We start from the raw sequence: 23,380 nt of genomic DNA on the forward strand, positions 1-23,380 counted from the left end.
TGCTTAATATAAGCAACCTAATGACAAAGTAACGGATAATGAACGTGTTAAACAAGATTCGCAGTCAACTAGTAAAGAACGCAGCTAATATTTTGCGTTCTCCAGTCCAGTTATTACCACAGCCAATTCAGCAAAAAGCGTTGCTAGAAGGGCTAAAAATGGTGTTTAAAGAAGCCTTGGAAGATGGTGACTTTGAGTTCCTTGAAGACAAGTGGTTAAAAGTTGCGATTAAAGACTTGAACTTAGCATGGTACATCAGCTATCAAGACGAAAAATTGGTGGTAGCTGAAAAACCAGTTCAGGAAGATGTGAGTTTTAGTGGTAATCTAAACGACCTAGTACTGATTGCTGGTCGTAAAGAAGACCCTGACACACTGTTCTTCCAACGTCGCCTTTCAATTGAAGGTGATACTGAGCTTGGCTTAGAAGTGAAAAACTTAATGGACAGTGTCGACTTAGAGCAGTTACCGAAAGCAATGCAAGTCGCTTTGAATCAATTGGCTGATTTTGTTCAGAAAGGAGTTCAAGCGCCTGCACAACCAACCGGAGTAGCGAATGCTTATTCGAACTGAAGCCCCAGCGGACATTCTTACCATTGACCGCTTATTGAAACACGCCTTCCCGACGGAAGCTGAAGCTGAGCTTGTGATGCGTTTGCGCGAAAACAGCAAATTCACGCTTTCCTTAGTCGCGTGTACAGATGAGGGAGAGGTGATAGGCCATGCTTTATTTAGCCCTGTGACCTTAAATGGTGAAGATTTGTCATGGCAAGGGCTAGCGCCATTAGCTGTTCATGAAGATTACCGTCGCCAAGGCATCGCTGCAGAGTTGATCAAAGAAGGTTTTGATTCACTGCGTGATTTTGGCTACCCAGTGTGTGTGGTGTTGGGCGATCCTGATTATTACGCGCGCCAGGGTTTTCAATCATGCAACGAGATGGGCTTTGAATGTGCTTGGGATGTCCCTAAAGGTGCATTTCGAGTCGCAGAGTTGGTCGAAGGTCAATGTGCTGGACGCTCCGGACGCATAGACTATGCGCCAGAGTTCTCTGAACTGTAAATGAAAGAAGCCCACGACTAAGTGGGCTTCTTTCTTATTCACTGAAAACTGAGATAGGGAGGTTAGGATGACTGGTTACTTTTCTTTTTGCCCCAGACCTCTATTTTCGCTTTTTTACTTACCCCTAGCAGGCTAAGTTTTGTGCTTCCCCAGCTACTGTAAGTCATTTCAATCCGTTTTAGCTTGGCTTCTTTTGTACCTGGAAGGCTCCAGGCACGAGTCGACAATCCGCTTGTTAGTACGCCCATAGAGGAAAGCTTTTTCTCACTACCATCTGTCATGACGACTTTTAAACCATTCATGTCTACCGTTCCTTGCACACATTTTAGTTTTATTTTACTGAAGCTTCGGTTTCGGAATAGGCTATTTGGTGTCACGGTATCTGTTTCTGTATGAAAGTTAACGGTTTTCGTTGCAATCAGCTCCCACTCATCGCTGTTATTAGCAAAAACACTCACGCTGGTGGCGGCTACCAGTGTGCAAAGTAGTAGCGTATTTAAGAATTTCATAATGTACCTCATATGTCATACCCAATGTGTGGCCGTTGGCAAAACGCTATGTTCAGGAATATCCAAATCATCTCATTGTGTTCAGGTGTTCCTTGAAGTCCTTTAGGTATAATCGCGATAATTTGATAGGATTGCCCTCGTTCAAATAGGTGACGGAAAATGTCAATTAACGAGAAACAGTATTTACGTGAAATGGGGATCAGCACATGGGAGCTGGTACACCCTGAAAGACTGGAAGGCTATCAATCGCCATTATTGGATTTGCAAAGTTCATGTAAACTCCTATTGGTATCGCCAATATGTCCAGAAAACGAGACGGCATTGATGTTTGAGCGCGTATTAAAAAGCATTAAGCTCACGCTTGATGATGCGCTACACCTAGAGCCTGAGCGCTTATCCATGCTGGGTGAACATCAGCTAGAGTGGGTGTGGTTTGCAGGCTGTGAGGCTGATCAAAGCATCAAGGCAAAGCACCTGACCTCGCCACTATTACAAGATATTGATGGTAATAACGAACAGCGCCGCGCATTGTGGCAACAAATCTGTTCGTACTCTTCTTAACGGAGCTAATGCGTGACAATTGAAATTACGCCGATGCGTGCAGAGCACCTCGACCAAGTTTGGCAAATCGAGCAGCAAGCACATTCTCACCCTTGGGCCGAGTCTTTGGTTCGTGACTTATCCAGTCGCGGTGCTTGCCATCATGTGATGCTGGAAGGCTCTCAAGTGGTTGGTTACTTCTATGGACAGAATATTGTTGGAGAAGTGACACTATTAAATATTGCAGTAGCGCCTTCTCAACAGGGCAGAGGGCTAGGGCAAAAATTGCTGGACGCGTTTATTGAATACTGTGAACAAGCCAAAGCAGAGAGTGCTTGGTTAGAAGTGCGTGAAAGTAATCACCCAGCTATCCATATTTATGAGCAAGCAGGTTTTAATGAAGTGGACCGTCGTTACAACTATTACCCAGCTAAATCGGGAAATGGTAAGGAAGACGCCATTATCATGAGTTACTTATTTTTGAGTTAGTTTTAGGCCGTTACTAATTACCTCATCAACACTTATGCTTTAAATGCGTATCCGGATTCGAGGCTTTTGAATATGTAATAATAATTTTTTGAATTTTTACATCTCTTTGTGTGGAGCTGGCTTTCCCTTGTTAGTTGCAGGTAAAGGCTGGTGAGCCGAGTAAATTCAGTTCATGTCTTTCCAGTTTGCTAGCACAGCGATAATAAGCGAGAATACCGCACAATATCGAATAGTAGATATGCTTGCCTATTTTGTGAGCATGAAAGTAATTTAGAAGATTAACTAATGTCAAATCCCCTTTTTTTAGGCGAAGTGTCTAAGCGCAGAACGTTCGCTATTATTTCTCACCCGGATGCGGGTAAAACCACCATTACTGAAAAAGTCCTTTTATTCGGAAACGCGATCCAAAAAGCAGGTACGGTTAAAGGTCGTGGTAACGCACAGCACGCAAAATCAGACTGGATGGAAATGGAAAAAGAACGTGGTATCTCGGTAACCACTTCTGTAATGCAGTTCCCTTACAATGACTGTCTGGTAAACCTACTTGATACGCCTGGACACGAAGACTTCTCGGAAGATACATACCGTACGTTAACGGCAGTAGACTCGTGTTTGATGGTTATCGATGCGGCGAAAGGTGTCGAGGATCGTACACGTAAGCTGATGGAAGTAACGCGTCTGCGTGACACGCCAATCGTAACCTTCATGAACAAACTTGACCGTGACGTTCGTGATCCAATGGAAGTATTGGACGAGGTAGAAAACGAGTTGGGCATGATGTGTGCGCCAATTACATGGCCAATCGGCTGTGGTAAAGAATTTAAAGGTGTGTACCACATTCACCGTGATGAAACGATTTTATACGAATCAGGTCACGGTCATGAGATTCAAGAAGTTCGAATCATCAAAGGTCTCGATAACCCAGAGCTTGATGAAAAAGTTGGTGCAGGCCTTGCGGAAAGTGTTCGAGAAGAGCTTGAGCTTGTCATGGGTGCTTGCCCTGAGTTTGATTTGGAAATGTTCTTAACAGGTGACCTGACGCCAGTTTACTTCGGTACTGCATTAGGTAACTTTGGTGTGGATCATATGCTAGACGGTCTGACTGAATGGGCTCCAGCGCCGAAAACTCGTCAAGCGGTTGAACGTGAAGTTGAAGCGACTGAAGAGAAGTTCTCTGGTTTCGTATTTAAGATCCAAGCGAATATGGACCCAAAACACCGCGACCGTATCGCATTCATGCGTATTGTATCGGGCACTTACACGCAAGGTATGAAGATGAACCACGTTCGTCTTGGCAAGCAAGTGAGTATCTCTGATGCAGTAACCTTTATGGCTGGTGACCGTGCACGTGCAGAACACGCTTACGCCGGTGACATCATTGGTCTACACAACCACGGCACTATTCAGATTGGTGATACCTTTACGCAAGGTGAATCACTGAAGTTCTCTGGTATTCCGAACTTCGCTCCGGAACTATTCCGTCGTATTCGCCTGAAAGATCCATTAAAGCAGAAGCAGCTTCTCAAAGGTTTGGTTCAGCTATCAGAAGAAGGTGCGGTACAGGTATTCCGTCCTCTACAGAACAACGATCTGATCGTTGGTGCCGTTGGTGTACTTCAGTTCGATGTTGTTGTGGCTCGTTTGAAATCTGAGTATAACGTTGAAGCGATTTATGAAGGCATTAACGTTGCAACTGCTCGTTGGGTTGAGTGTGGTGATGCGAAGAAACTGGATGAGTTCCAACGCAAGAATCAAGCGAACTTAGCATTGGATGGTGGTGATAACCTAACGTATATCGCTCCAACAATGGTTAACTTAAACTTGGCGAAAGAGCGTTTCCCTGACGTTGATTTCCGTGCGACGCGTGAGCACTAATTTGCGCGGTTAGGGTAAGCCTTAACGCAAACTAGATTTTAAAACGCCCTTGGCTATAAACTTAGCCAAGGGCGTTTTTATATAAGGATAAGATATGAATTGGTTTAAACGTGGGCTAAAGCGTTACGACAACTGGTGTAAAGAGATGGGGTTAACTCCCGATCAGAAACGCAGTTGTGTCCCATATCGAAAAGACCCTGCCCATCAAACTGAAGAGAAGAGTGAAGCCCAACGATCTCCTGATTTTCTGCCCGCAGATACAGATAAAAAGCGTCAAGATGAAGCTCTTTGATACGCACTGCCACTTTGATTTTGATGTGTTTCAAGATGACTTTGCGCATCAACTTGAGCTTGCTCAAACGCAAGGCGTCGCAAGAATTTTGATTCCTTCCGTCGGTCCGCAAAACTGGGCTCGTATTCAAACTTTGGCAGAGCAACATGCCAATTTGTATTATGCGCTCGGCTTTCATCCGTATTTTCTTGAAGATAACTTTGAGCAGCACCTTACAGAACTAGAAGGCTATCTAAATCAAAAAGGGCCACAGTGCGTGGCAATAGGAGAGTGTGGTTTAGATTTTGCCATTGATGTTGACCCACAGTTGCAAGAAAAGACACTTGAAGTTCAATTTGAGCTGGCTAGACGCTTCGAGCTCCCAGTTATTTTACATAGCCGAAAAGCGCACAATCGCCTCATTCAAATGGTGAAAGCGGCGAATCTCCCTAGAGGAGGTGTGCTACACGCTTTTTCTGGGAGTTATCAGCAAGCCATGGAGTGGGTCAAATTAGGTTTTTTTATCGGTGTAGGAGGAACGATTACCTACCCAAGAGCTAAGAAAACACGCGACGCAATTCAAAAATTACCACTCGAAAACCTAGTAATCGAAACAGACGCACCAGATATGCCTATACTTGGATATCAAGGGGAGTCAAATCACCCAGCCAAACTCATTCACGTCTTTAATGAGCTCGTAGAGTTGCATAACGGCCGAAAGCAATCGATTGCCTCTCAACTGTGGAAAAATAGCAATTTTGCTTTCTCGATATGTGAATAAAATCTAAAGATGTGGTTTGAAATCGAAAACGTTTTCCTGCTTATTGTGAATTAACTCACAAAGCTGGTTGAATCAATCATGAATCTTATAGGAAAGTGTGAGGCTGGCATTACTTTAATTGATTCTGCATGAGTATAATTGCCCCCGCTTTATAGCTCCATTTTGTAACACGCCAATAAATAACTTATAAGGAAGTCATAAACTATGAGCCTGTTTATGAGCCTAATCGGTATGGTAGTGCTTCTTGCGATTGCAGTGGCATTTTCTAACAACCGAAAAGCTATCAACTTTAGAACTGTGGGTGGCGCATTCGCTATCCAATTCGCATTAGGTGCATTTGTTCTGTATGTACCTTGGGGCCGTGATCTACTAAACGGTTTCTCTTCAGGTGTTTCTAACGTTATCAACTACGGTAACGATGGTTCATCATTCCTGTTCGGTGGTCTTGTTTCTGACAAGATGTTCGAAGTATTCGGCGGCGGCGGTTTCATCTTCGCATTCCGTGTTCTTCCTACACTGATCTTCTTCTCTGCACTGATTTCAGTTCTTTACTACATTGGCGTTATGCAATGGGTTATCAAGATTCTTGGTGGCGCACTACAAAAAGCGCTAGGCACTTCTCGTGCGGAATCAATGTCAGCGGCAGCTAACATTTTCGTAGGTCAAACTGAGGCACCTCTAGTTGTTCGCCCATTCGTTCCAAAAATGACTCAATCAGAGCTATTCGCGGTAATGTGTGGTGGTCTAGCTTCTGTTGCTGGTGGTGTACTAGCTGGTTACGCATCTATGGGTGTTCCACTAGAGTACCTAGTTGCGGCATCATTCATGGCAGCACCAGGTGGTCTACTGTTCGCTAAAATCCTTCACCCAGAGACTGACCAGCCTCACGAAAGTATCGAAGAAGCGATGGACGGCGGTGACGACAAACCAGTTAACGTAATCGACGCAGCTGCGGGCGGTGCGGCTTCTGGTCTACAACTTGCGCTTAACGTAGGTGCAATGCTAATCGCATTCGTTGGTCTAATCGCGCTAATCAACGGTATGCTAGGTGGCATCGGTGGTTGGTTCGGCATGCCAGAACTAACACTAGAGCTAATCCTAGGTTACGCGTTCTCTCCACTAGCATTCCTAATCGGTGTTCCATGGGCAGAAGCTGTAACAGCTGGTTCATTCATCGGTCAGAAAATCGTAGTGAACGAATTCGTTGCTTACTTGAACTTCACACCATATCTAGGTGAAAACGCTCAAGTAATCGCGGCAACTGGTGAAGTAATGTCTGAGAAGACAACAGCTATCATCTCATTCGCACTATGTGGTTTCGCGAACCTTTCTTCTATCGCGATTCTACTTGGTGGTCTAGGTAGCCTTGCACCAAACCGTCGTAGTGACATCGCTCGCATGGGTGTTAAAGCAGTTCTTGCAGGTACGTTGTCTAACCTTATGGCAGCGACAATTGCAGGCTTCTGCTTAAGCCTTGCAGCACTATAATTAGAATCGGTTCTTAATATATAGACGCCGTTTTACATCATGCCCTGTAGCAAGAGATTGCTGCGGGGCATTTTTCGTTTTTCGGGCTCCAAAATTTCATCGGGTGTTTGCCTTAGTCGAGGTATTACGCAGTCAATGGAATAGGGGCTAGGAAATTTTGAGATACAAACCGTTTGCGCTCTATTTGGTGCTACAGTTTTGCGGTGAAACTCTATAATGTATTAATCACAGGATAGTGGTTAAGCTTGATTCTTAATCACGTAATGAATATTACATAATCGATGGGCAAATGAATTGCCCTGCAATATCAGATCTAATAGGCGTTTTGCTTTGTGATGTGATATTAAAGACACCGCAATCATAGATTGTTGTGCCATAGGCCAAACTGGTACTGTGCGGTGACAAGGATAGCAATTGGCATATGATAAATTTTCGCTGTATATGCCGAGTCTTCAGGGAACCAAGTCCGTTCATTAATAGACTGTTTAGCCATTTACTCACATTGTCTCGACTTGTTGATTATAGTTAAAGACGTGATGTAAGGCTGAGTAGTGAATTTTTTGAATATTGATCGGAGATAGAAATGAGCGATTTAAAAGCAGCAGCGCTACGTGCACTTAAACTTATGGACCTAACTACGTTGAATGACGATGACACTGATGCAAAAGTGATCTCACTATGTCATGACGCGAAAACAGCAGTAGGCAACACAGCTGCAATTTGTATTTACCCTCGCTTTATTCCTATTGCTAAGAAGACACTTCGTGAGCAAGGTACGCCAGAGGTTCGTATTGCAACAGTAACGAACTTCCCACATGGTAACGACGACATTGAAATCGCAGTTGCTGAAACAAAAGCGGCGGTTGCTTACGGTGCAGACGAAGTTGACGTAGTTTTTCCTTACCGCGCGCTAATGGCGGGTGATGAGAAAGTAGGCTTCGAACTAGTTAAGCAATGTAAAGAAGCTTGTGGTGACATTCTTCTTAAAGTGATCATCGAAACAGGTGAACTAAAAGAAGAAGCACTAATCAAGAAAGCATCTCAAATCTGTATTGAAGCAGGTGCTGACTTCATTAAAACTTCAACTGGTAAAGTGCCAGTAAACGCAACACCAGAATACGCTCGCATGATGCTTGAAGTTATTCGCGACATGGGTGTTGCAGAAACTGTTGGTTTCAAACCAGCAGGTGGTGTGCGCACTGCTGAAGACGCAGCAGCATACCTAGCAATGGCTGACGAAATCCTAGGTGACAACTGGGTTGATGCTCGTCACTACCGTTTTGGTGCGTCTAGCCTGCTAACCAACCTACTAAATACATTAGAAGTATCGGACGACGTCGCTGATCCAACAGCGTACTAATTCCAATAATACGTCTGAACGGTAGCACCTAAACGGGTGCTACCAAACCTCTTCTATCCTACTACAACCATGGCTCAAAAGAGCTTGGGAGGCACTAATGTATTTACCACAAGAAATCATTCGTAAAAAACGTGACGGCGAAGTCCTAACCGCCGATGAAATCAACTTCTTTATTCAAGGCGTAGCGAACAACACGGTATCTGAAGGTCAGATTGCGGCGTTTGCTATGACGATTTTCTTTAATGAAATGACCATGGATGAGCGCATCGCCTTAACGTGTGCAATGCGTGATTCGGGCATGGTTATCGACTGGAGCCACATGAATTTCGGTGGTCCAATTGTCGACAAACACTCAACCGGTGGTGTGGGTGACGTAACTTCTTTAATGCTTGGCCCAATGGTGGCAGCGTGTGGCGGTTTCGTACCTATGATCTCTGGCCGCGGTCTTGGTCATACAGGCGGTACGCTGGATAAACTTGAATCTATTCCTGGTTACAACATTACGCCGAGCAACGATGTTTTTGGTCAAGTAACCAAAGACGCTGGTGTGGCGATCATCGGTCAAACTGGTGACCTTGCTCCTGCGGATAAGCGTGTTTACGCGACTCGTGATATTACCGCAACGGTAGACAATATCTCCCTGATTACGGCGTCGATCCTTTCTAAGAAACTGGCGGCGGGTCTGGAATCGCTAGTGATGGACGTAAAAGTGGGTTCAGGTGCATTTATGCCAACTTACGAAGCGTCTGAAGAGCTAGCAAAATCAATCGTTGCGGTAGCAAACGGTGCTGGCACTAAGACTACGGCAATTCTTACGGACATGAATCAAGTATTGGCGTCTTCAGCGGGTAACGCGGTAGAAGTTCGTGAAGCGGTTCGTTTCTTAACAGGTGAATACCGTAACCCTCGTCTACTTGAAGTGACCATGGCTTCATGTGCTGAAATGTTAGTACTTGGCAAGCTTGCTGAGAACACAGAAGACGCACGCGCAAAACTGATGGAAGTGCTGGATAACGGCAAAGCAGCTGAGTGCTTCGGCAAGATGGTTGCTGGCTTAGGCGGCCCTGCGGACTTCGTAGAAAACTACGACAACTACTTAGAAAAAGCAGAAATCATCAAGCCAGTTTACGCAACAGAAACGGGCATTGTCTCTGCAATGGATACACGTGCTATCGGCATGGCTGTGGTTGCTATGGGTGGTGGTCGTCGAGTCGCTACTGATGAAATCGACTACGCAGTTGGTTTCGACGAGTTCATCCGCCTAGGTGAGGTCGCAGACAGTGATAAACCTCTTGCGGTCATCCACGCTCGCACTGAAGAGCAATGGGAAGAAGCGGCAAAAGCACTGCGCAGTGCAATCAAAGTAGGTGGTGAATACACACCAACTCCAGAGGTTTACCGCCAAATTCGTGCAGAAGATATCTAATAGAACAAGTAATTACACAAGGCCTACTCAACCATAATAAAAAGCCGAGTGGGCCTAAGGAACGAGCAATGAAAAGAGCATGTATTTTAGTACTAGACTCATTCGGTATCGGTGCAACTGCCGATGCTAAAGAATTTGGTGATGTAGGTTCAGACACACTAGGTCACATCGCTGACCAATGTGACAAAGGCTTAGCAGATAACGACAATCGCCAAGGTGCACTTCGCCTTCCAAATCTATCGAAACTTGGTTTGGCAATGGCGCATAAAGAATCGACAGGTCGCTTCGCACCTGGACTAGACGCAGACGCTGAAATCATTGGTGCATACGGTCATGCAGCAGAGCTTTCTTCAGGTAAAGACACGCCGTCTGGTCACTGGGAAATCGCAGGTGTTCCTGTTCTGTTTGACTGGGGTTACTTCACTGACAAAGCAAACAGCTTCCCGAAAGAATTGACTGACCGCATTCTTGAGCGTGCAGGTCTTGACGGTTTCCTAGGTAACTGTCACGCGTCTGGTACTCAAGTTCTTGACGATCTTGGTGAAGAGCACATGAAGACTGGCAAACCAATCTTCTACACGTCTGCTGACTCTGTATTCCAAATCGCATGTCACGAAGAGACTTTCGGTCTAGACCGTCTACTAGAGCTTTGCCAAATCGCACGTGAAGAGCTAGAAGATTACAACATTGGTCGTGTTATCGCGCGCCCATTCGTTGGTGCTGGTAAAGGTCAATTTGAGCGTACAGGTAACCGTCGTGATCTTTCTGTAGAGCCACCATCAGCAACGGTTCTTCAGAAGCTCGTTGATGAGAAGCAAGGCAACGTGGTTTCTATTGGTAAGATTGCTGATATCTACGCAAACTGCGGCATCACTAAGAAAGTGAAAGCGACAGGTATCCCTGCATTGTTCGAAGCAACGCTAGAGCAAATCAAAGAAGCGGGCGACAACACGATCGTATTCACTAACTTTGTAGACTTCGACTCAGCTTACGGTCACCGTCGTGACGTAGCGGGTTACGCAGCGGCACTTGAGTACTTCGATGATCGTATCAACGAAGTGCTAGAGATTATGGAAGAAGACGATGTGCTTATCCTAACGGCAGACCACGGCTGTGACCCAACATGGCCAGGTACTGACCATACTCGTGAGCACATCCCAGTATTGGTTTATGGTCAAAAAGTACCAGCTGGTTCTCTTGGCCGCCGCGAAACATTCGCAGATATCGGTCAAACATTGGCAAGTTACTTCGGTACTTCTCCAATGGATTACGGTAAGAACTTCCTATAATTAGTTAGGTTTTTGAAAACTAGGAGCTTGATTGCTCCTAGTTTTATGTTTGCAGTATGTAAATGCTGCTTGTCGGAAATGAGAATACTCTGGCTTATATCGCCTTAAGCGCGGAGCGCTAGAGAAAGGTTAAGGAAAAGAAAATGGCAACTCCACATATCAATGCTGAAATGGGTGCATTTGCAGACGTCGTACTGATGCCTGGCGATCCACTACGTGCAAAATACATCGCAGAGACTTTCCTCGAAGATGTCGTTCAAGTGTGTGACGTTCGTAATATGTTTGGTTACACAGGCACATACAAAGGCCGTAAGATCTCGGTAATGGGCCACGGTATGGGTATCCCATCATGCTCGATTTACGCGACTGAACTAATCAAAGACTTCGGCGTGAAGAAAATCATCCGTGTTGGCAGCTGTGGCGCAGTGAATGAAGACATCAAAGTGCGTGATGTTGTGATCGGCATGGGTGCATGTACTGACTCTAAAGTGAACCGTATCCGCTTTAAAGGTCATGACTTCGCGGCAATCGCAGACTACAACATGGTTCGTGCGGCAGAAGACGCTGCAAAAGCTCGCGGTATTGACGTTAAAGTTGGTAACCTATTCTCAGCAGAGCTTTTCTACACGCCAGATCCAGAAATGTTCGATGTAATGGACAAGTACGGCATTGTTGGTGTTGAAATGGAAGCGGCTGGTATTTACGGTGTTGCGGCAGAATACGGTGCAAAAGCTCTGACAATCTGTACGGTTTCTGATCATATCAAGACTGGCGAACAGACTACATCTGACGAGCGTCAAACGACATTCAACGACATGATGCTAATCGCACTAGATTCAGTATTGCTTGGTGACGAAGAGTAAGCGACGAAGAGTCATTCTATTTTTCGCTCTCAAGAGCTTAAAAAACAGCCCACACATTGCGGGCTGTTTTTATATGAGTTGTTAGCGCTACCTAGTTACTTGGTTAGCAGCAGGTTTGGCGCTTTTTTACGACGTATCGGTTGTCGACGTAAAATCAAGATGAACAACATACCACAGACAAAGCTCATTAAGACCATCATGTACATATAACGATCGCTCTTGCGATAGTGGTGGTCAGAAATAGCCGTCACCCGGCCCGTCTCAAAGGTCACGCGAACAAAACCGATAAGCGCACCATCTGCAAAAACTGGTTCAACCAACTGCTGGCGACCAATGGAAGCTGTTGCCAAAGGCGTATCCAGGCCAAGAACTTCGCGTACCGATAATGCCTCTTCACTAGACGCTAAACGTACACCCTGTGCATCGTAGATTGTTGCATCAAACACTAAACGGTCTTGTGCTAGCTGGTTTGTTAGCTGAAGTAATCGTTCTTGATCTTTAGTTAAAATCATCTCACTGGCAGAAAGAGACGCCTGTGAAATCAAAACTTTGGTGAGCGTTTCAAGCTGTTGTGCTTGAATTTTCTCATTACCCTTACTGATCACAACACTGTTTTTTATTGTGATAAACAACATCACACACAGTAGGATTAGTGCCAGAATTCTTAGGGCATTCCTTACTGAGAACAAAGATTCACTCATGCTCTTTACTCATCCATTTAAAATAAAACAAAGACTTGCCTTTTTAGTTTGTTGAGGTAACGTTTTAGCAAAGTCATAAGGGATTATATACATGGACGCGTCAAAAAGCTTGCCTATCAGAAAACATACGACACTTTTAAAACGATTACCCGAGACTCGATTTGCCTCCCAATTAGATAAAGCAAAAGCAAACTGGATCGTATTTGCTGAGTACCTTTCGCCAAGTCACTTCGAAGACATTGATTTCTTCACCGGCTTTTACAACCCAATACTAGAAACGTGGAAAGTTGGCCAATATGAAGTAGCCCTGATGGCCGGAGAGTTGACTCCTCAACATGAAACGATCTTACAAAGTCTCAACCTAGATTACGCCTCGCTTAATGAAGTGCCCGATCTATCAACCCAAGGGTTGATTGTATTTGATATGGATTCAACGGCGATCCAGATAGAGTGTATTGATGAAATCGCGAAACTGGCAGGAGTAGGGGATGAGGTCGCTGAAGTCACTGAACGTGCCATGCAAGGTGAGCTGGATTTTGAGCAAAGTTTACGTCAGCGAGTTGGTAAGCTCAAAGGTGCCGATGAATCAATTCTTGAACAAGTTCGTTCCCAGTTACCATTCATGCCGGACTTTGAAGCGCTAATTGCGACGTTGAAAGCCTTGGGCTGGAAAACAGCGATTGCCTCCGGTGGTTTTACTTACTTCTCTGATTACATCAAAGATAAAGTCGACCTAGATTTTGCTCGCTCCAATCAATTAGAAATTATTGACGGCAAACTCACGGGTAACGTACTTGGCGATGTGGTAACGGCGCAGATGAAGTCAGACATTCTAGTGGAATTGGCGGATGAATATGAAATTGAGCAGCACAACACGGTCGCTGTCGGTGATGGCGCTAATGATCTTGTGATGATGTCGGTGGCAGGATTAGGGATTGCGTATCACGCAAAACCAAAAGTGGAAGCTCAAGCGCAATCTGCGATTCGCTTTGCTGGGTTAGGCGGTGTGCTCTGTATTTTATCTGGCGCATTGGTGAAGCAGCAAAAGGTTAGCTGGAAAGCTAAACCTTAACCATCCATTCAAAAACACCGCCAGAAAGGCGGTGTTTTTTTTCAATTTGGTATGACTTTGAATTTACTCGGTTAACTCCAATCTAATTACAACCTCTTCAGTAATGTCTTCAAATTCACTGTAACCAACGAGCGCCGTCAACTCTTTTTCTAACTTGCTTGCTTGATGTACACCAAATTGGGTTAAGTCACTTAAATCTTGTTGCAGTAATGATGTCATCGGATCGAAAATTGGCGCAGTAGAAAGGCGAATCACGTAAAAGTCACCCATCATTCGCGCTTTCTTTATAAATTGAATCCGCTCTTTTACGCTGTTGAACTCTTGATGAAGCTTTGACTCAATGCCTGTAATTTTATTGCCTACTTTTGCGGCGCTTATGTAGATATCCTGATGTCTGGCTTGAGCACCTTCTACACGTTTTATTGGCTCTGCGATTAATGTGCTTGTCCGGCCTTTAAAGATAGGTTCAAGTGACAACAGTTGATCATGCCCAAGACGGGCAAAAAGCTCAATGTGTTTAGGTAGCGGCAAGTTCACCCCGATAACGGGGGTTTTGATTGAAGATGACGTACTCTTACTGATAAAAATGGGCGTGCTCAGCGTACGCGAGAGCAACATGCAGTGCAGCCTTTCAAGTAGAGCATTACTTGGTAGCGTCTCTTTTTGCGGGATTAGCTTGTCTTGATTGTGCTCGATAATGCTGTTGAAAAAAGCGATTACCTTCATGGTTTGGCTGCTTTCATCAATAACTAGCTGCACGCTACAACCGTCTGGGCTTACACGAATTACTCGGTATGGCACCGACATTAACGGCAATTTTTTATCGTAGAGTTGTAATTCTCGAAAGTTGATTCTTACCTCTTGCCCAGAACGTAACATCGTGGGCTCACTTAGCCTAATTCCGAGTCCTCGTTTGGAAAGGTCAACAGTACTGCCGCCTGTTTTAGTTTGTCCTGAGTACAACTCTAAAGGTGTTTTAAAACGATAACGAGGCTCTTTTCGACGAGACTTTGCATCAAAATAAATGCCCTTTGGATTGCCGATAACTCTTCTCGGATGGCGAAACGCGTTTAATGTATTAGCGGGTAAGCGCGGCTTTTCAGTTAGCAGGTAATCCTGCCCTGACTTTTCGTCAGCAATTTCTTGCAAAATACCAATATGAGTCAGTGATTGAGACGTTTCTGCCAACTCTGGAGAGAATGCTGCTAGGTCTTCCTGTTCTTGCTCTGATAGTTCAAAGATTGAAATTCTAAAGGCGCGCCAACTCTCTCGTTTGCCACCTAAATGCCAAAATAGCTGGCGCTGTTCGCGAGTTGCTTCTGGGCGAAACATCGAATAGAAATAGGTTCGATTCTCGTGCTCGTGAGTAAATGAATAAAGGACATTGGTTGTTCCTTTAACACCAGGCTTAATGAGTGACGCGATGCGTTGCTCGTTGAATAAGGAACCAAACATTTGCTGGTTTCTCTCATCGTGCCAGTATTGCCAAAGCTTTTGATTGTTTGGCGTTAACATTGCTAATTTTAGGTCACTACCATCAAAGAATAGAGGCAAGCTGCTGGTGTGCTTTAGTGCGATGTGCTCATAACCGCGAGTTCGAGCTCGAATAATCTTGTCTTGATTGTCGTGACGAGCCCTTTTAGCAGCACTGTTGAGCGCTTCATCTATCACTCTGGTGACGACATTGGTGTCAGTTAAGCGTATGGTTCTGAGGTATCGAACTGAGTCATTTTCGTAACAGTCATCAACCGCGAGTATGCGGTATGCAAGCGGTTTCTCTATACCTGCAACGTTAGATTTGCTGGCAAATTCAGTAAACGTGACCTGAATAATTTCCCCAAGGTTATATTTAAATGCGCTCGGGACTTTGAACTTTGCGCCAGAGCTAGATAAATCAATGCTTAATCCATGAAGAAGCTGTCCTTTAGAACGGCAAATTTCAACTTGAGATTGGACTTTCAAGCGTTTTTCTTGGCGCTTTAAATCGTAGCCTAGGTGAACGGGTTCTGCTAAGAACGGGCTTTTAGGATCCGTTAACGATTGCGTTTTTTGCTGAGTAAGGCGCTTGCTCATTACGCGAAAGTTATTTCGCGTGTTGACCAATGCTTCCCACATTCCTTCCGTGTAGCAGCCAAACTTTTTGATGTTTTTATGGTAAGCGTTGAAAGCAACATCATCCAACCAATGTGGAATACCATCCAAAATATACTCGCGACATTCGCCTTGAACGCGACCTCGCAAATCAATGCTTTTTTTGCATGGAGCCATTAAGCGGTTAAGTTCCATTTTAACCAAAATTTTGGCCGAAGGCGGCTCTTCCTCGGTCAGTTGGCCAAGGACAAAGTCAAAGTCATTCGTACCGTAAACGGGAATGAGTCGTTCTGCGAGCGAGAGAATTTCAGATTGCTGCATTATTTCTGTTAGAGTATGTAGTTACTTTAAATTGTATCGGCTAAGCGAAGTAATACTTAAGTATATCAATAGTTCATTTCAGTTCAGGTCTGACTTGGCTGTGCTTAGTCACATTTGTAGAAAAAATTGAGGCATCATGGCGAAAGCAAAACGAGCGTATGTTTGTAATGATTGTGGCGCGGACTTTCCCCGTTGGCAGGGGCAGTGTAACGCATGTGGTGCATGGAATACGATAACAGAAGTACGTATCGCAGCATCGCCAACCGTTGCTCGCAATGAACGCTTAAGCGGCTACGCTGGTTCCGCAACAGAAGCTACGGTTCAAACGCTATCCGAAATTGATCTGCAAGAAGTACCTCGCTTCACCAGTGGGTTTAAAGAGCTTGACCGCGTGTTGGGTGGTGGTGTTGTGCCAGGTGCCGCAATTTTGATTGGTGGTAACCCTGGTGCAGGTAAATCAACCCTTCTGTTGCAAACCATGTGTAGTTTATCTGCGCAAATGCCAACGCTTTACGTAACCGGTGAAGAGTCATTACAGCAGGTGGCAATGCGTGCTTCCCGATTGGGCTTGCCGAAAGATCATTTAAAAATGCTATCGGAAACGAACGTCGACAAAATTTGCCAAATCGCCGAAAAAGAGCAGCCTCGTATAATGGTAATAGACTCGATTCAGGTGATGCACGTTTCTGATGTTCAATCGTCGCCTGGCAGTGTTGCTCAGGTACGTGAATCTGCGACGGCTCTGACACGATACGCAAAACAGAATAATGTTGCGGTATTTATTGTTGGTCACGTAACAAAAGATGGTACCCTTGCGGGCCCCAAAGTTCTTGAACACATTATCGACTGTTCGGTACTACTCGATGGTGGAACGGATAGCCGATTCCGCACTTTGCGTAGTCATAAAAACCGTTTTGGCGCTGTGAATGAGCTTGGTGTCTTTGCAATGACAGGCCAAGGATTGAAAGAAGTGAGTAACCCATCAGCGATCTTCCTTTCTCGTGGTGAAGAAGAAACATCAGGCTCTTCCGTCATGGTGGTTTGGGAAGGCACGCGCCCTCTGCTAGTAGAGATTCAAGCGCTGGTGGATTACTCGCAGTTAGCCAACCCTCGTCGTGTTGCGGTCGGCTTGGAGCAGAACCGCCTATCACTTTTGCTCGCTGTGTTGCATAAGCATGGTGGCTTACAAATGGCAGACCAAGATGTCTTTGTTAATGTGGTTGGCGGTGTTAAGGTGACGGAGACGAGCGCTGATCTTGCTTTAGTTATGGCGCTTTTATCGAGTTTTCGTGACCGTCCACTCCCTAAAGATGTGGTGATTTTTGGTGAGGTAGGGCTTGCGGGCGAAATCCGTCCAGTGCCAAGTGGGCAAGAGCGTTTGAATGAAGCGTTCAAACATGGTTTCAAGAAAGCCATCGTGCCAGCAGCCAACATGCCGAAAGGTGGCATCCCTGGCATGCAAATTCACGGCGTTAAGAAATTGTCGGAAGCTATAGAGGCTTTTGACGAGCTGTAATGCTCATAAGAATGGTATTTGTGCAATCACAAACTGTTCTATTCGTCCTCAATAAAATGCGAATAAAGTACATAAATTGCTGTGTTTGACTATGCTTTGGGGACGGAAATTTCACGTTAAAATTTTTTTTCTTCCATCCGCACGCAAGGGTATCAGTATTGACAGAATGTGATATACTCTGCGCGCACTTTATACCTTATTAACAGAGTAAGACAATGACTGATTTATCAAAATACAGAAACATTGGTATTTTTGCTCACGTAGACGCGGGTAAAACTACCTCTACAGAGCGTATCCTAAAGCTAACTGGTAAGATCCATAAGATCGGTGACACTCACGACGGTTCAACTACTACTGACTTCATGGAGCAGGAAGCTGAGCGTGGTATCACAATCCAGTCTGCAGCAACAACTTGTTTCTGGAACGATCACCGTCTAAACATCATCGATACTCCTGGACACGTTGACTTCACTATCGAAGTTTACCGTTCTCTAAAAGTACTTGACGGTGGTATCGGTGTATTCTGTGGTTCTGGTGGTGTTGAGCCTCAGTCAGAAACTAACTGGCGTTACGCTGACGAATCACACGTATCACGTCTGATCTTCGTTAACAAACTAGACCGTATGGGCGCAGATTTCTACAAAGTTGTAGATCAAGTACAGAACGTACTAGGTGCTACACCTCTAGTTATGACTCTACCTATCGGTATCGAAGAAGATTTCGTAGGTGTTGTAGACGTACTAAGCCAACAAGCTTACGTATGGGATGAGTCTGGCCAACCAGAGAACTACGAAGTTCAAGATATTCCAGCAGACATGGTAGAAAAAGCTGCTGAATACCGTGAAATGCTAATCGAAACTGCTCTAGAGCAAGACGAAGATCTAATGATGGCTTACCTAGAAGAAGGCGAAGAGCCATCTCTAGAAGACATCAAACGTTGTATCCGTAAAGGTACTCGTGATCTAGCATTCTTCCCAACTTACTGTGGTTCAGCGTACAAGAACAAAGGTATCCAACTTATTCTTGACGCGGTAATTGATTACCTACCATCTCCAACAGAAGTTGATCCACAGCCTCTAACTGATTCAGAGACTGGTGAGCCAACTGGTGAAGTTGCGACTGTATCTGCAGACGAGCCACTACGTGCTCTTGCATTTAAGATTATGGATGACCGCTTCGGTGCTCTAACCTTTATCCGCATCTACTCTGGTAAGATGAAGAAAGGTGACACAATCCTTAACTCTGCAACTGGTAAAACAGAGCGTATCGGCCGTATGGTTGAGATGCACGCGGACGAGCGTAACGAGATCGATTCAGCACAAGCTGGTGACATCATCGCTGTAGTTGGTATGAAGAACGTTCAAACTGGTCACACTCTATGTGATCCTAAGCACGAATGTACTCTTGAGCCAATGATCTTCCCAGATCCAGTAATCTCTATCGCAGTTAAGCCTAAAGATAAAGGCGGTTCTGAGAAGATGGGTATCGCGATCGGTAAAATGGTTGCAGAAGATCCATCATTCCAAGTTGAGACTGATGAAGATTCAGGCGAAACTATCCTGAAAGGTATGGGTGAACTTCACCTAGACATCAAGGTAGATATCCTTAAGCGTACTTACGGCGTTGAGCTAGAAGTTGGTGCTCCACAGGTTGCTTACCGTGAAACTATCACTCAAGCAATCGAAGATAGCTACACGCACAAGAAACAGTCTGGTGGTTCTGGTCAGTTCGGTAAGATCGATTACCGCATCAAACCAGGTGAGCCAAACTCTGGCTTCACGTTCAAATCAACAGTTGTTGGTGGTAACGTACCTAAAGAATTCTGGCCTGCAGTTGAGAAAGGCTTTGCGTCAATGATGGAGCACGGTGTTCTAGCTGGCTTCCCTACTCTAGACGTTGAAGTTGAACTATTCGACGGTGGTTTCCACGCAGTTGACTCTTCAGCTATCGCTTACGAAATCGCAGCGAAAGGTGCATTCCGTCAGTCTATGCCTAAAGCTGGCGCGCAACTTCTTGAGCCAATCATGAAAGTTGACGTGTTCACTCCAGAAGATCACGTTGGTGACGTAATCGGTGACCTTAACCGTCGTCGTGGTATGATCAAAGACCAACAAGCAGCGTCTACTGGCGTACGTATCAAGGGTGATGTACCTCTATCAGAAATGTTTGGTTACATCGGTACTCTACGTACTATGACTTCTGGTCGTGGTCAGTTCTCTATGGAGTTCTCACACTACGCACCATGTCCAACAAACGTTGCAGAGCAAGTAATTGCTGACGTTAAAGAGCGTAACGCTAAGAAGTAATTCTTAAGTTAACTCTATAACTTGAAAGCCCCGCTTAGTGCGGGGCTTTTTGTATTTAGCAGTCTTATACGCAGAGCGTGTTTGTTTTATTCCTATTTAGCGTTTGTTATGATGCCGTTCTAGTACTGTTGCCTTTTAGGTCAATGGTCTTAAAGTCTGGTACCACTGACTTTTCAAATATTTCTATTTCTTCCTTCAACCATTGCGCAAACAATTGAGCTTTAGGTCTTTTTAAGTAGCCTTTTGGCGCACACAAGTAATACGCAAAGTTGGGCTTGATAGCGATATCTCCAATTCGGACCAATTTGCCAGAACGAAAATATTGATGAGCTAAACTGTGTTTTACTAATGCCACGCCTTGAAGTGATAGTGCAGCCTCAAGCACGAGATGTGATCCACTGTATTTTAAGGTAGGCTTTGCTGCGCAGTGACCCAAGGTTGCTAACCACATATTCCAATCAAGATCAGGCCAAACATCTTCAATCAGCTCAGCTTTGCTTAAATCCTCGATGTTATAGATCCCGTGCTCTTTCTGGTACACCGGATGACAAGCTGGATAAAAAGCTTCGTCCATTAGCCATTGTGATTCTAAATTGGGGTACTTTCCTAAACCGTAACGAACACATAAATCTATCTGGCTATCTTGAAAAGACACCAAATCATTGGTTGGTTCTAATAGCAAGGCGATATCAGGGTGACGCTGACGAAAAGCCGTAATTTTCGGGACTAACCAATGATGAGCGAAAGAGGGGAGTGTTGATATCGAAAGGTGGTTCGGGTTTGGATCTTGATTGACTAATCTTACCCCTTGCTGCAAATGAGCAAACCCTCTTTCTGCCTGACTAAACAGTAGCTCTCCCTCTGGTGTGAGCACGATTTTTCTGTGCTGACGAACAAATAGGTCCGTGCCTAAGAACTCTTCTAAATGACGAATTTGCTGACTAATGGCCGCTGGCGTAACAAACAGTTCTTTTGCTGCCGTTTTAAAGCTTCCTTCCTTTGCTGCAACGAAAAAGTAATACAAGCTTTGTAAGGGAGGCATTCGATCTTTCACATTAGTTTTCCTTAACTCTATGGCAGATTCTATCGTTTGAGGTTATCAGCGTAGTCGCTGATTATTAAGTGGTCAACATTGTATAGGGATCTTTGAAATGGAAAACATGACACACACTTGTGAGCGTACTATACCTACTGCCCATCAGAGCGGGTTACAGTTAATTTATTCTAAACTGGCGGCTTGGAGAAGGAACTATAAGACACGTCGTCACTTGAGAGAGTTACCAAAGCACCTTTGGGACGATATTGGATTAGGTGAAAGGGAGATTAGTTGTGAAGTGAGTAAGCCATTCTGGAGAGAGTAGTCTATGAGTTTGATTCAAGCTCAAAGTTAAGTTGCACTCCCCAATGGTGTTGAGGAGTGCAAGCAAAATTACAAGTCTTCTTCCCACACGACCAATTCATCTTTTGGCCAATTGTGGCCTATCTCATGATACTTTTGTTCGAGCACATGACGTTTAATTTTAAGCGTTGGCGTCAGTACGCCATTTTCTATACTCCAAGGTTCTTTAATCATTAACACACCTTTGATTTGCTCATGAGAGGCGAGTTCTTGATTCATCCTGGCAATAACTTTACGTGTGGTACGTGCGTATCGCTCTCGATCAAAGTTAGGGAAGTCATGTGGCACAACCAAAAGAATCGGAGCGGGTAGCCCTAAACCGATGAGACACATCATCTCTACGCGACTGTACTCGAAAAGCTTTTTCTCGATAGGAACCGGAGAGACAAATTTACCTTTGGCGGTTTTGAAGTTATCTTTTTTACGGCCTTGAATCGTTAGATAACCATCTGAGTCGATAGCGCCGATATCGCCTGTGTGTAGCCAGCCCTCTGAATCAAAAGACTCTTGGGTGGCAATATCATTTTTGTAGTAGCCAGAAAATAGCCCTTTGCCACGCACCATGATTTCATCATCGGCTGCGATTTTTAACTCAATGCCTGGCCCTGCATTACCGACACTACCAATTTTGTCAGCTCTAAATGGGTAGTTGAGCGTGCTGTAGGCAAATGATTCCGTCATCCCCCAAGCCTCTGTGATATCAAGGCCCACTGAGTGGTACCATTCCAACAGCGCTGGCGAGACAGGTGCAGAGCCACAGCCTAATACTCGAGCCTGATCTAAACCTAGACCATCTGCTAGCTTTTTCTTGATCAAAGAATTGACGAATGGGATTTTCAACAGAATATTGAGCTTCTTCTGTGGAAGTTTGTCTTGAATACGTTGCTGGAATAGCGTCCATAATCGTGGGACGGAGATAAACAGAGTTGGTCGGTGCATCTTCACATCTTCGATAAAAGTGTCCAGTGACTCTGGAAATGCTGTTGGCACGCCACCCATAATCGATGAACCGAAGATATAAACACGCTCTGTAATATGAGCGAGCGGTAAATAAGAGAACAATCGGTCGTTTTCTTGGATACCAATATGATTGATCAGTTGCTGAACAGACCAACTGAATGCGCCGTAAGTTAGCATCGCGCCTTTCGGTAACCCTGATGTGCCTGAGGTATACACCAACGACATTAGCTTGTCATCGTAATGCTGCGGACGCTCTTCACTTGGCACTGCATCAGCAATGAGCGCTTGGTATTCGTGCTTACACTTAGGTGCCGTGTCATAAGGTAGAGCGATGCTAATGAGTTCAGGCATAGCATCAATGACTTGCTGAGTTGCTTTGGGATCATCGAGTTTTCCGCCAATGATCGCTTTACTTTCACTATGAGTCACACAGTATTCGATGGTGTCTGCACCGGCGGTAGGAAAGATTGGCACACTGACATAGTCACCAAGCATCATAGCAAGATCGCAAATAAACCATTCTGCACAGTTTTTAGATACTAACGCAACTTTGTCGCCAGGCTTTACACCAAGCGAGCGTAGTGCGCTGACAAGTTTTAAGGCTTGATCTGCAACATCAGAGAATGTGTACTCAACAAACTGTCGGTTAATAATTTGTTTTAGGTAGACCTCATTTGGACGCTCTTGAGCCCATTTGAGGATCATTTCATTTGGTGGTGGGAGAGCGCAACCAGCAGCGCTATTTAGATTCGGCTGATTCATTTTAAGTGACTCCATGTCTTCTCATTGTATTTATAATTGTTAACGCATTGTTAACTTTAGCATGTTAAATCGCGACACGGGAATGCATTTTGATGAAATATGTGGGGAAGATAGCGTTAGTTATGGTTGAAGTCGGAGCGACTAGATCTAAAAAGCAATGTGATTGATGCTACGCAAAAGAGAACAGGCTTTTCAGCTGTTATGTCATACCGACTTCATACTAAGAGCACAGGTAAGCAATTTATTTTATTAATAATATTGCGAAAACATAGAATCTATCCTAATTATTTATTAACTAGTGG

The 23,380-nt window shown here is 44.7% G+C and carries 22 protein-coding genes; 16 read left to right on the forward strand and 6 right to left on the reverse strand.

Annotation, left to right across the window (positions count from 1 at the left end; genetic code table 11):
- Positions 1 to 44 precede the first annotated feature (44 nt).
- Both R7Q41_RS12095 and R7Q41_RS12100 read left to right on the forward strand, forming a co-directional pair.
- Positions 45 to 572 carry a ubiquinone anaerobic biosynthesis accessory factor UbiT gene (locus R7Q41_RS12095; RefSeq protein WP_005394645.1) on the forward strand — a complete coding sequence of 176 codons (528 nt, stop codon included), beginning with the start codon at positions 45 to 47 and terminating at the stop codon, positions 570 to 572.
- Entirely contained in the window at positions 556 to 1,059 is a 504-nt protein-coding gene (locus R7Q41_RS12100; RefSeq protein WP_213907998.1) for a GNAT family N-acetyltransferase, read from the forward strand. Before R7Q41_RS12095 ends, R7Q41_RS12100 begins: the two co-directional genes overlap by 17 nt.
- 62 nt (positions 1,060 to 1,121) lie before the next feature.
- On the opposite strand, the gene R7Q41_RS12105 is transcribed toward R7Q41_RS12100, so the two are convergent.
- Positions 1,122 to 1,568: a hypothetical protein gene (locus R7Q41_RS12105; RefSeq protein ID WP_005380120.1), complete on the reverse strand. Its 447-nt coding sequence runs from the start codon at positions 1,566 to 1,568 to the stop codon at positions 1,122 to 1,124.
- A gap of 159 nt (positions 1,569 to 1,727) precedes the next feature.
- Between R7Q41_RS12105 and R7Q41_RS12110 the strand changes: the two genes are divergently transcribed.
- The 6 genes from R7Q41_RS12110 (at position 1,728) to R7Q41_RS12135 (ending at position 7,012) form a co-directional block, all read left to right on the forward strand.
- The gene (locus tag R7Q41_RS12110; RefSeq protein ID WP_005380121.1) at positions 1,728 to 2,129 is read left to right on the forward strand and encodes a DNA polymerase III subunit psi; all 402 of its coding nucleotides are present in this window, start codon (positions 1,728 to 1,730) and stop codon (positions 2,127 to 2,129) included.
- Between the two features lie 12 nt (positions 2,130 to 2,141).
- Positions 2,142 to 2,597, forward strand: coding sequence for a ribosomal protein S18-alanine N-acetyltransferase (gene rimI / locus R7Q41_RS12115; protein WP_005380122.1), 456 nt, complete (start codon positions 2,142 to 2,144; stop codon positions 2,595 to 2,597).
- 285 nt (positions 2,598 to 2,882) lie between these two features.
- Complete coding sequence (prfC, locus tag R7Q41_RS12120; RefSeq protein WP_005380123.1) at positions 2,883 to 4,472, forward strand: peptide chain release factor 3; 1,590 nt, start codon at positions 2,883 to 2,885, stop codon at positions 4,470 to 4,472.
- 94 nt (positions 4,473 to 4,566) lie between these two features.
- The gene (locus R7Q41_RS12125; protein ID WP_017635884.1) at positions 4,567 to 4,764 is read left to right on the forward strand and encodes a DUF5363 family protein; all 198 of its coding nucleotides are present in this window, start codon (positions 4,567 to 4,569) and stop codon (positions 4,762 to 4,764) included.
- Positions 4,751 to 5,524: a TatD family hydrolase gene (locus R7Q41_RS12130; RefSeq protein ID WP_017635883.1), complete on the forward strand. Its 774-nt coding sequence runs from the start codon at positions 4,751 to 4,753 to the stop codon at positions 5,522 to 5,524. Before R7Q41_RS12125 ends, R7Q41_RS12130 begins: the two co-directional genes overlap by 14 nt.
- A gap of 204 nt (positions 5,525 to 5,728) precedes the next feature.
- On the forward strand, positions 5,729 to 7,012 hold the full coding sequence (locus tag R7Q41_RS12135) for a NupC/NupG family nucleoside CNT transporter (protein ID WP_005380131.1): 1,284 nt from the start codon (positions 5,729 to 5,731) through the stop codon (positions 7,010 to 7,012).
- Between the two features lie 358 nt (positions 7,013 to 7,370).
- Here R7Q41_RS12135 and R7Q41_RS12140 read toward each other — a convergent pair whose 3' ends face one another.
- Entirely contained in the window at positions 7,371 to 7,505 is a 135-nt protein-coding gene (locus R7Q41_RS12140) for a hypothetical protein (RefSeq protein WP_005391675.1), read from the reverse strand.
- 90 nt (positions 7,506 to 7,595) lie between these two features.
- On the opposite strand from R7Q41_RS12140, the gene deoC reads away from it, so the two are divergent.
- The 4 genes from deoC (at position 7,596) to deoD (ending at position 11,950) form a co-directional block, all read left to right on the forward strand.
- Positions 7,596 to 8,372, forward strand: a complete 777-nt coding sequence (gene deoC, locus R7Q41_RS12145; RefSeq protein ID WP_005380133.1) for a deoxyribose-phosphate aldolase — start codon at positions 7,596 to 7,598, stop codon at positions 8,370 to 8,372.
- Positions 8,373 to 8,469: 97 nt separating this feature from the next.
- Positions 8,470 to 9,798, forward strand: a complete 1,329-nt coding sequence (gene deoA / locus R7Q41_RS12150; RefSeq protein ID WP_005380134.1) for a thymidine phosphorylase — start codon at positions 8,470 to 8,472, stop codon at positions 9,796 to 9,798.
- 68 nt (positions 9,799 to 9,866) lie between these two features.
- Positions 9,867 to 11,087, forward strand: coding sequence for a phosphopentomutase (locus tag R7Q41_RS12155; RefSeq protein WP_318144511.1), 1,221 nt, complete (start codon positions 9,867 to 9,869; stop codon positions 11,085 to 11,087).
- A 143-nt stretch (positions 11,088 to 11,230) separates the two neighbouring features.
- Complete coding sequence (deoD, locus tag R7Q41_RS12160) at positions 11,231 to 11,950, forward strand: purine-nucleoside phosphorylase (RefSeq protein ID WP_005380140.1); 720 nt, start codon at positions 11,231 to 11,233, stop codon at positions 11,948 to 11,950.
- A gap of 95 nt (positions 11,951 to 12,045) precedes the next feature.
- On the opposite strand, the gene R7Q41_RS12165 is transcribed toward deoD, so the two are convergent.
- Complete coding sequence (locus R7Q41_RS12165; protein WP_005391677.1) at positions 12,046 to 12,651, reverse strand: YtjB family periplasmic protein; 606 nt, start codon at positions 12,649 to 12,651, stop codon at positions 12,046 to 12,048.
- Positions 12,652 to 12,742: 91 nt separating this feature from the next.
- Between R7Q41_RS12165 and serB the strand changes: the two genes are divergently transcribed.
- Positions 12,743 to 13,723, forward strand: coding sequence for a phosphoserine phosphatase (gene serB, locus R7Q41_RS12170; protein ID WP_005386439.1), 981 nt, complete (start codon positions 12,743 to 12,745; stop codon positions 13,721 to 13,723).
- A gap of 63 nt (positions 13,724 to 13,786) precedes the next feature.
- Here serB and R7Q41_RS12175 read toward each other — a convergent pair whose 3' ends face one another.
- A complete protein-coding gene (locus R7Q41_RS12175) occupies positions 13,787 to 16,135 on the reverse strand; it encodes a PilZ domain-containing protein (protein ID WP_238970088.1) in 2,349 nt (782 codons plus the stop codon).
- 136 nt (positions 16,136 to 16,271) lie between these two features.
- Here R7Q41_RS12175 and radA point away from each other — a divergent pair, with 136 nt between their 5' ends.
- Together radA and fusA are read left to right on the forward strand one after the other, a co-directional pair.
- Positions 16,272 to 17,651: a DNA repair protein RadA gene (radA, locus tag R7Q41_RS12180; protein ID WP_005386443.1), complete on the forward strand. Its 1,380-nt coding sequence runs from the start codon at positions 16,272 to 16,274 to the stop codon at positions 17,649 to 17,651.
- 215 nt (positions 17,652 to 17,866) lie between these two features.
- On the forward strand, positions 17,867 to 19,957 hold the full coding sequence (gene fusA / locus R7Q41_RS12185; RefSeq protein ID WP_005386444.1) for an elongation factor G: 2,091 nt from the start codon (positions 17,867 to 17,869) through the stop codon (positions 19,955 to 19,957).
- Between the two features lie 106 nt (positions 19,958 to 20,063).
- On the opposite strand, the gene R7Q41_RS12190 is transcribed toward fusA, so the two are convergent.
- Positions 20,064 to 21,011 (reverse strand): LysR substrate-binding domain-containing protein, encoded by a 948-nt coding sequence (locus R7Q41_RS12190; protein ID WP_005380154.1) that lies wholly within the window; start codon positions 21,009 to 21,011, stop codon positions 20,064 to 20,066.
- Positions 21,012 to 21,117: 106 nt separating this feature from the next.
- On the opposite strand from R7Q41_RS12190, the gene R7Q41_RS12195 reads away from it, so the two are divergent.
- Complete coding sequence (locus R7Q41_RS12195) at positions 21,118 to 21,318, forward strand: DUF1127 domain-containing protein (RefSeq protein WP_224721253.1); 201 nt, start codon at positions 21,118 to 21,120, stop codon at positions 21,316 to 21,318.
- A gap of 68 nt (positions 21,319 to 21,386) precedes the next feature.
- On the opposite strand, the gene R7Q41_RS12200 is transcribed toward R7Q41_RS12195, so the two are convergent.
- On the reverse strand, positions 21,387 to 23,078 hold the full coding sequence (locus tag R7Q41_RS12200) for an AMP-binding protein (RefSeq protein ID WP_031779037.1): 1,692 nt from the start codon (positions 23,076 to 23,078) through the stop codon (positions 21,387 to 21,389).
- Between the last annotated feature and the right edge of the window lie 302 nt (positions 23,079 to 23,380).

Source organism: Vibrio sp. 2096 (assembly GCF_033339595.1).
GTDB lineage: Bacteria > Pseudomonadota > Gammaproteobacteria > Enterobacterales > Vibrionaceae > Vibrio > Vibrio alginolyticus.

Coding starts and splice junctions, on each gene's coding strand:
- R7Q41_RS12100 (WP_213907998.1), top strand. CDS start 556: ATGCTTATTCGAACTGAAGCCCCAGCGGACATTCTTACCATTGACCGC.
- R7Q41_RS12105 (WP_005380120.1), bottom strand. CDS start 1,568: ATGAAATTCTTAAATACGCTACTACTTTGCACACTGGTAGCCGCCACC.
- R7Q41_RS12110 (WP_005380121.1), top strand. CDS start 1,728: ATGTCAATTAACGAGAAACAGTATTTACGTGAAATGGGGATCAGCACA.
- prfC (WP_005380123.1), top strand. CDS start 2,883: ATGTCAAATCCCCTTTTTTTAGGCGAAGTGTCTAAGCGCAGAACGTTC.
- R7Q41_RS12125 (WP_017635884.1), top strand. CDS start 4,567: ATGAATTGGTTTAAACGTGGGCTAAAGCGTTACGACAACTGGTGTAAA.
- R7Q41_RS12130 (WP_017635883.1), top strand. CDS start 4,751: ATGAAGCTCTTTGATACGCACTGCCACTTTGATTTTGATGTGTTTCAA.
- R7Q41_RS12135 (WP_005380131.1), top strand. CDS start 5,729: ATGAGCCTGTTTATGAGCCTAATCGGTATGGTAGTGCTTCTTGCGATT.
- R7Q41_RS12140 (WP_005391675.1), bottom strand. CDS start 7,505: ATGGCTAAACAGTCTATTAATGAACGGACTTGGTTCCCTGAAGACTCG.
- deoC (WP_005380133.1), top strand. CDS start 7,596: ATGAGCGATTTAAAAGCAGCAGCGCTACGTGCACTTAAACTTATGGAC.
- deoA (WP_005380134.1), top strand. CDS start 8,470: ATGTATTTACCACAAGAAATCATTCGTAAAAAACGTGACGGCGAAGTC.
- R7Q41_RS12155 (WP_318144511.1), top strand. CDS start 9,867: ATGAAAAGAGCATGTATTTTAGTACTAGACTCATTCGGTATCGGTGCA.
- deoD (WP_005380140.1), top strand. CDS start 11,231: ATGGCAACTCCACATATCAATGCTGAAATGGGTGCATTTGCAGACGTC.
- R7Q41_RS12165 (WP_005391677.1), bottom strand. CDS start 12,651: ATGAGTGAATCTTTGTTCTCAGTAAGGAATGCCCTAAGAATTCTGGCA.
- serB (WP_005386439.1), top strand. CDS start 12,743: ATGGACGCGTCAAAAAGCTTGCCTATCAGAAAACATACGACACTTTTA.
- R7Q41_RS12175 (WP_238970088.1), bottom strand. CDS start 16,135: ATGCAGCAATCTGAAATTCTCTCGCTCGCAGAACGACTCATTCCCGTT.
- radA (WP_005386443.1), top strand. CDS start 16,272: ATGGCGAAAGCAAAACGAGCGTATGTTTGTAATGATTGTGGCGCGGAC.
- fusA (WP_005386444.1), top strand. CDS start 17,867: ATGACTGATTTATCAAAATACAGAAACATTGGTATTTTTGCTCACGTA.
- R7Q41_RS12195 (WP_224721253.1), top strand. CDS start 21,118: ATGACACACACTTGTGAGCGTACTATACCTACTGCCCATCAGAGCGGG.
- R7Q41_RS12200 (WP_031779037.1), bottom strand. CDS start 23,078: ATGAATCAGCCGAATCTAAATAGCGCTGCTGGTTGCGCTCTCCCACCA.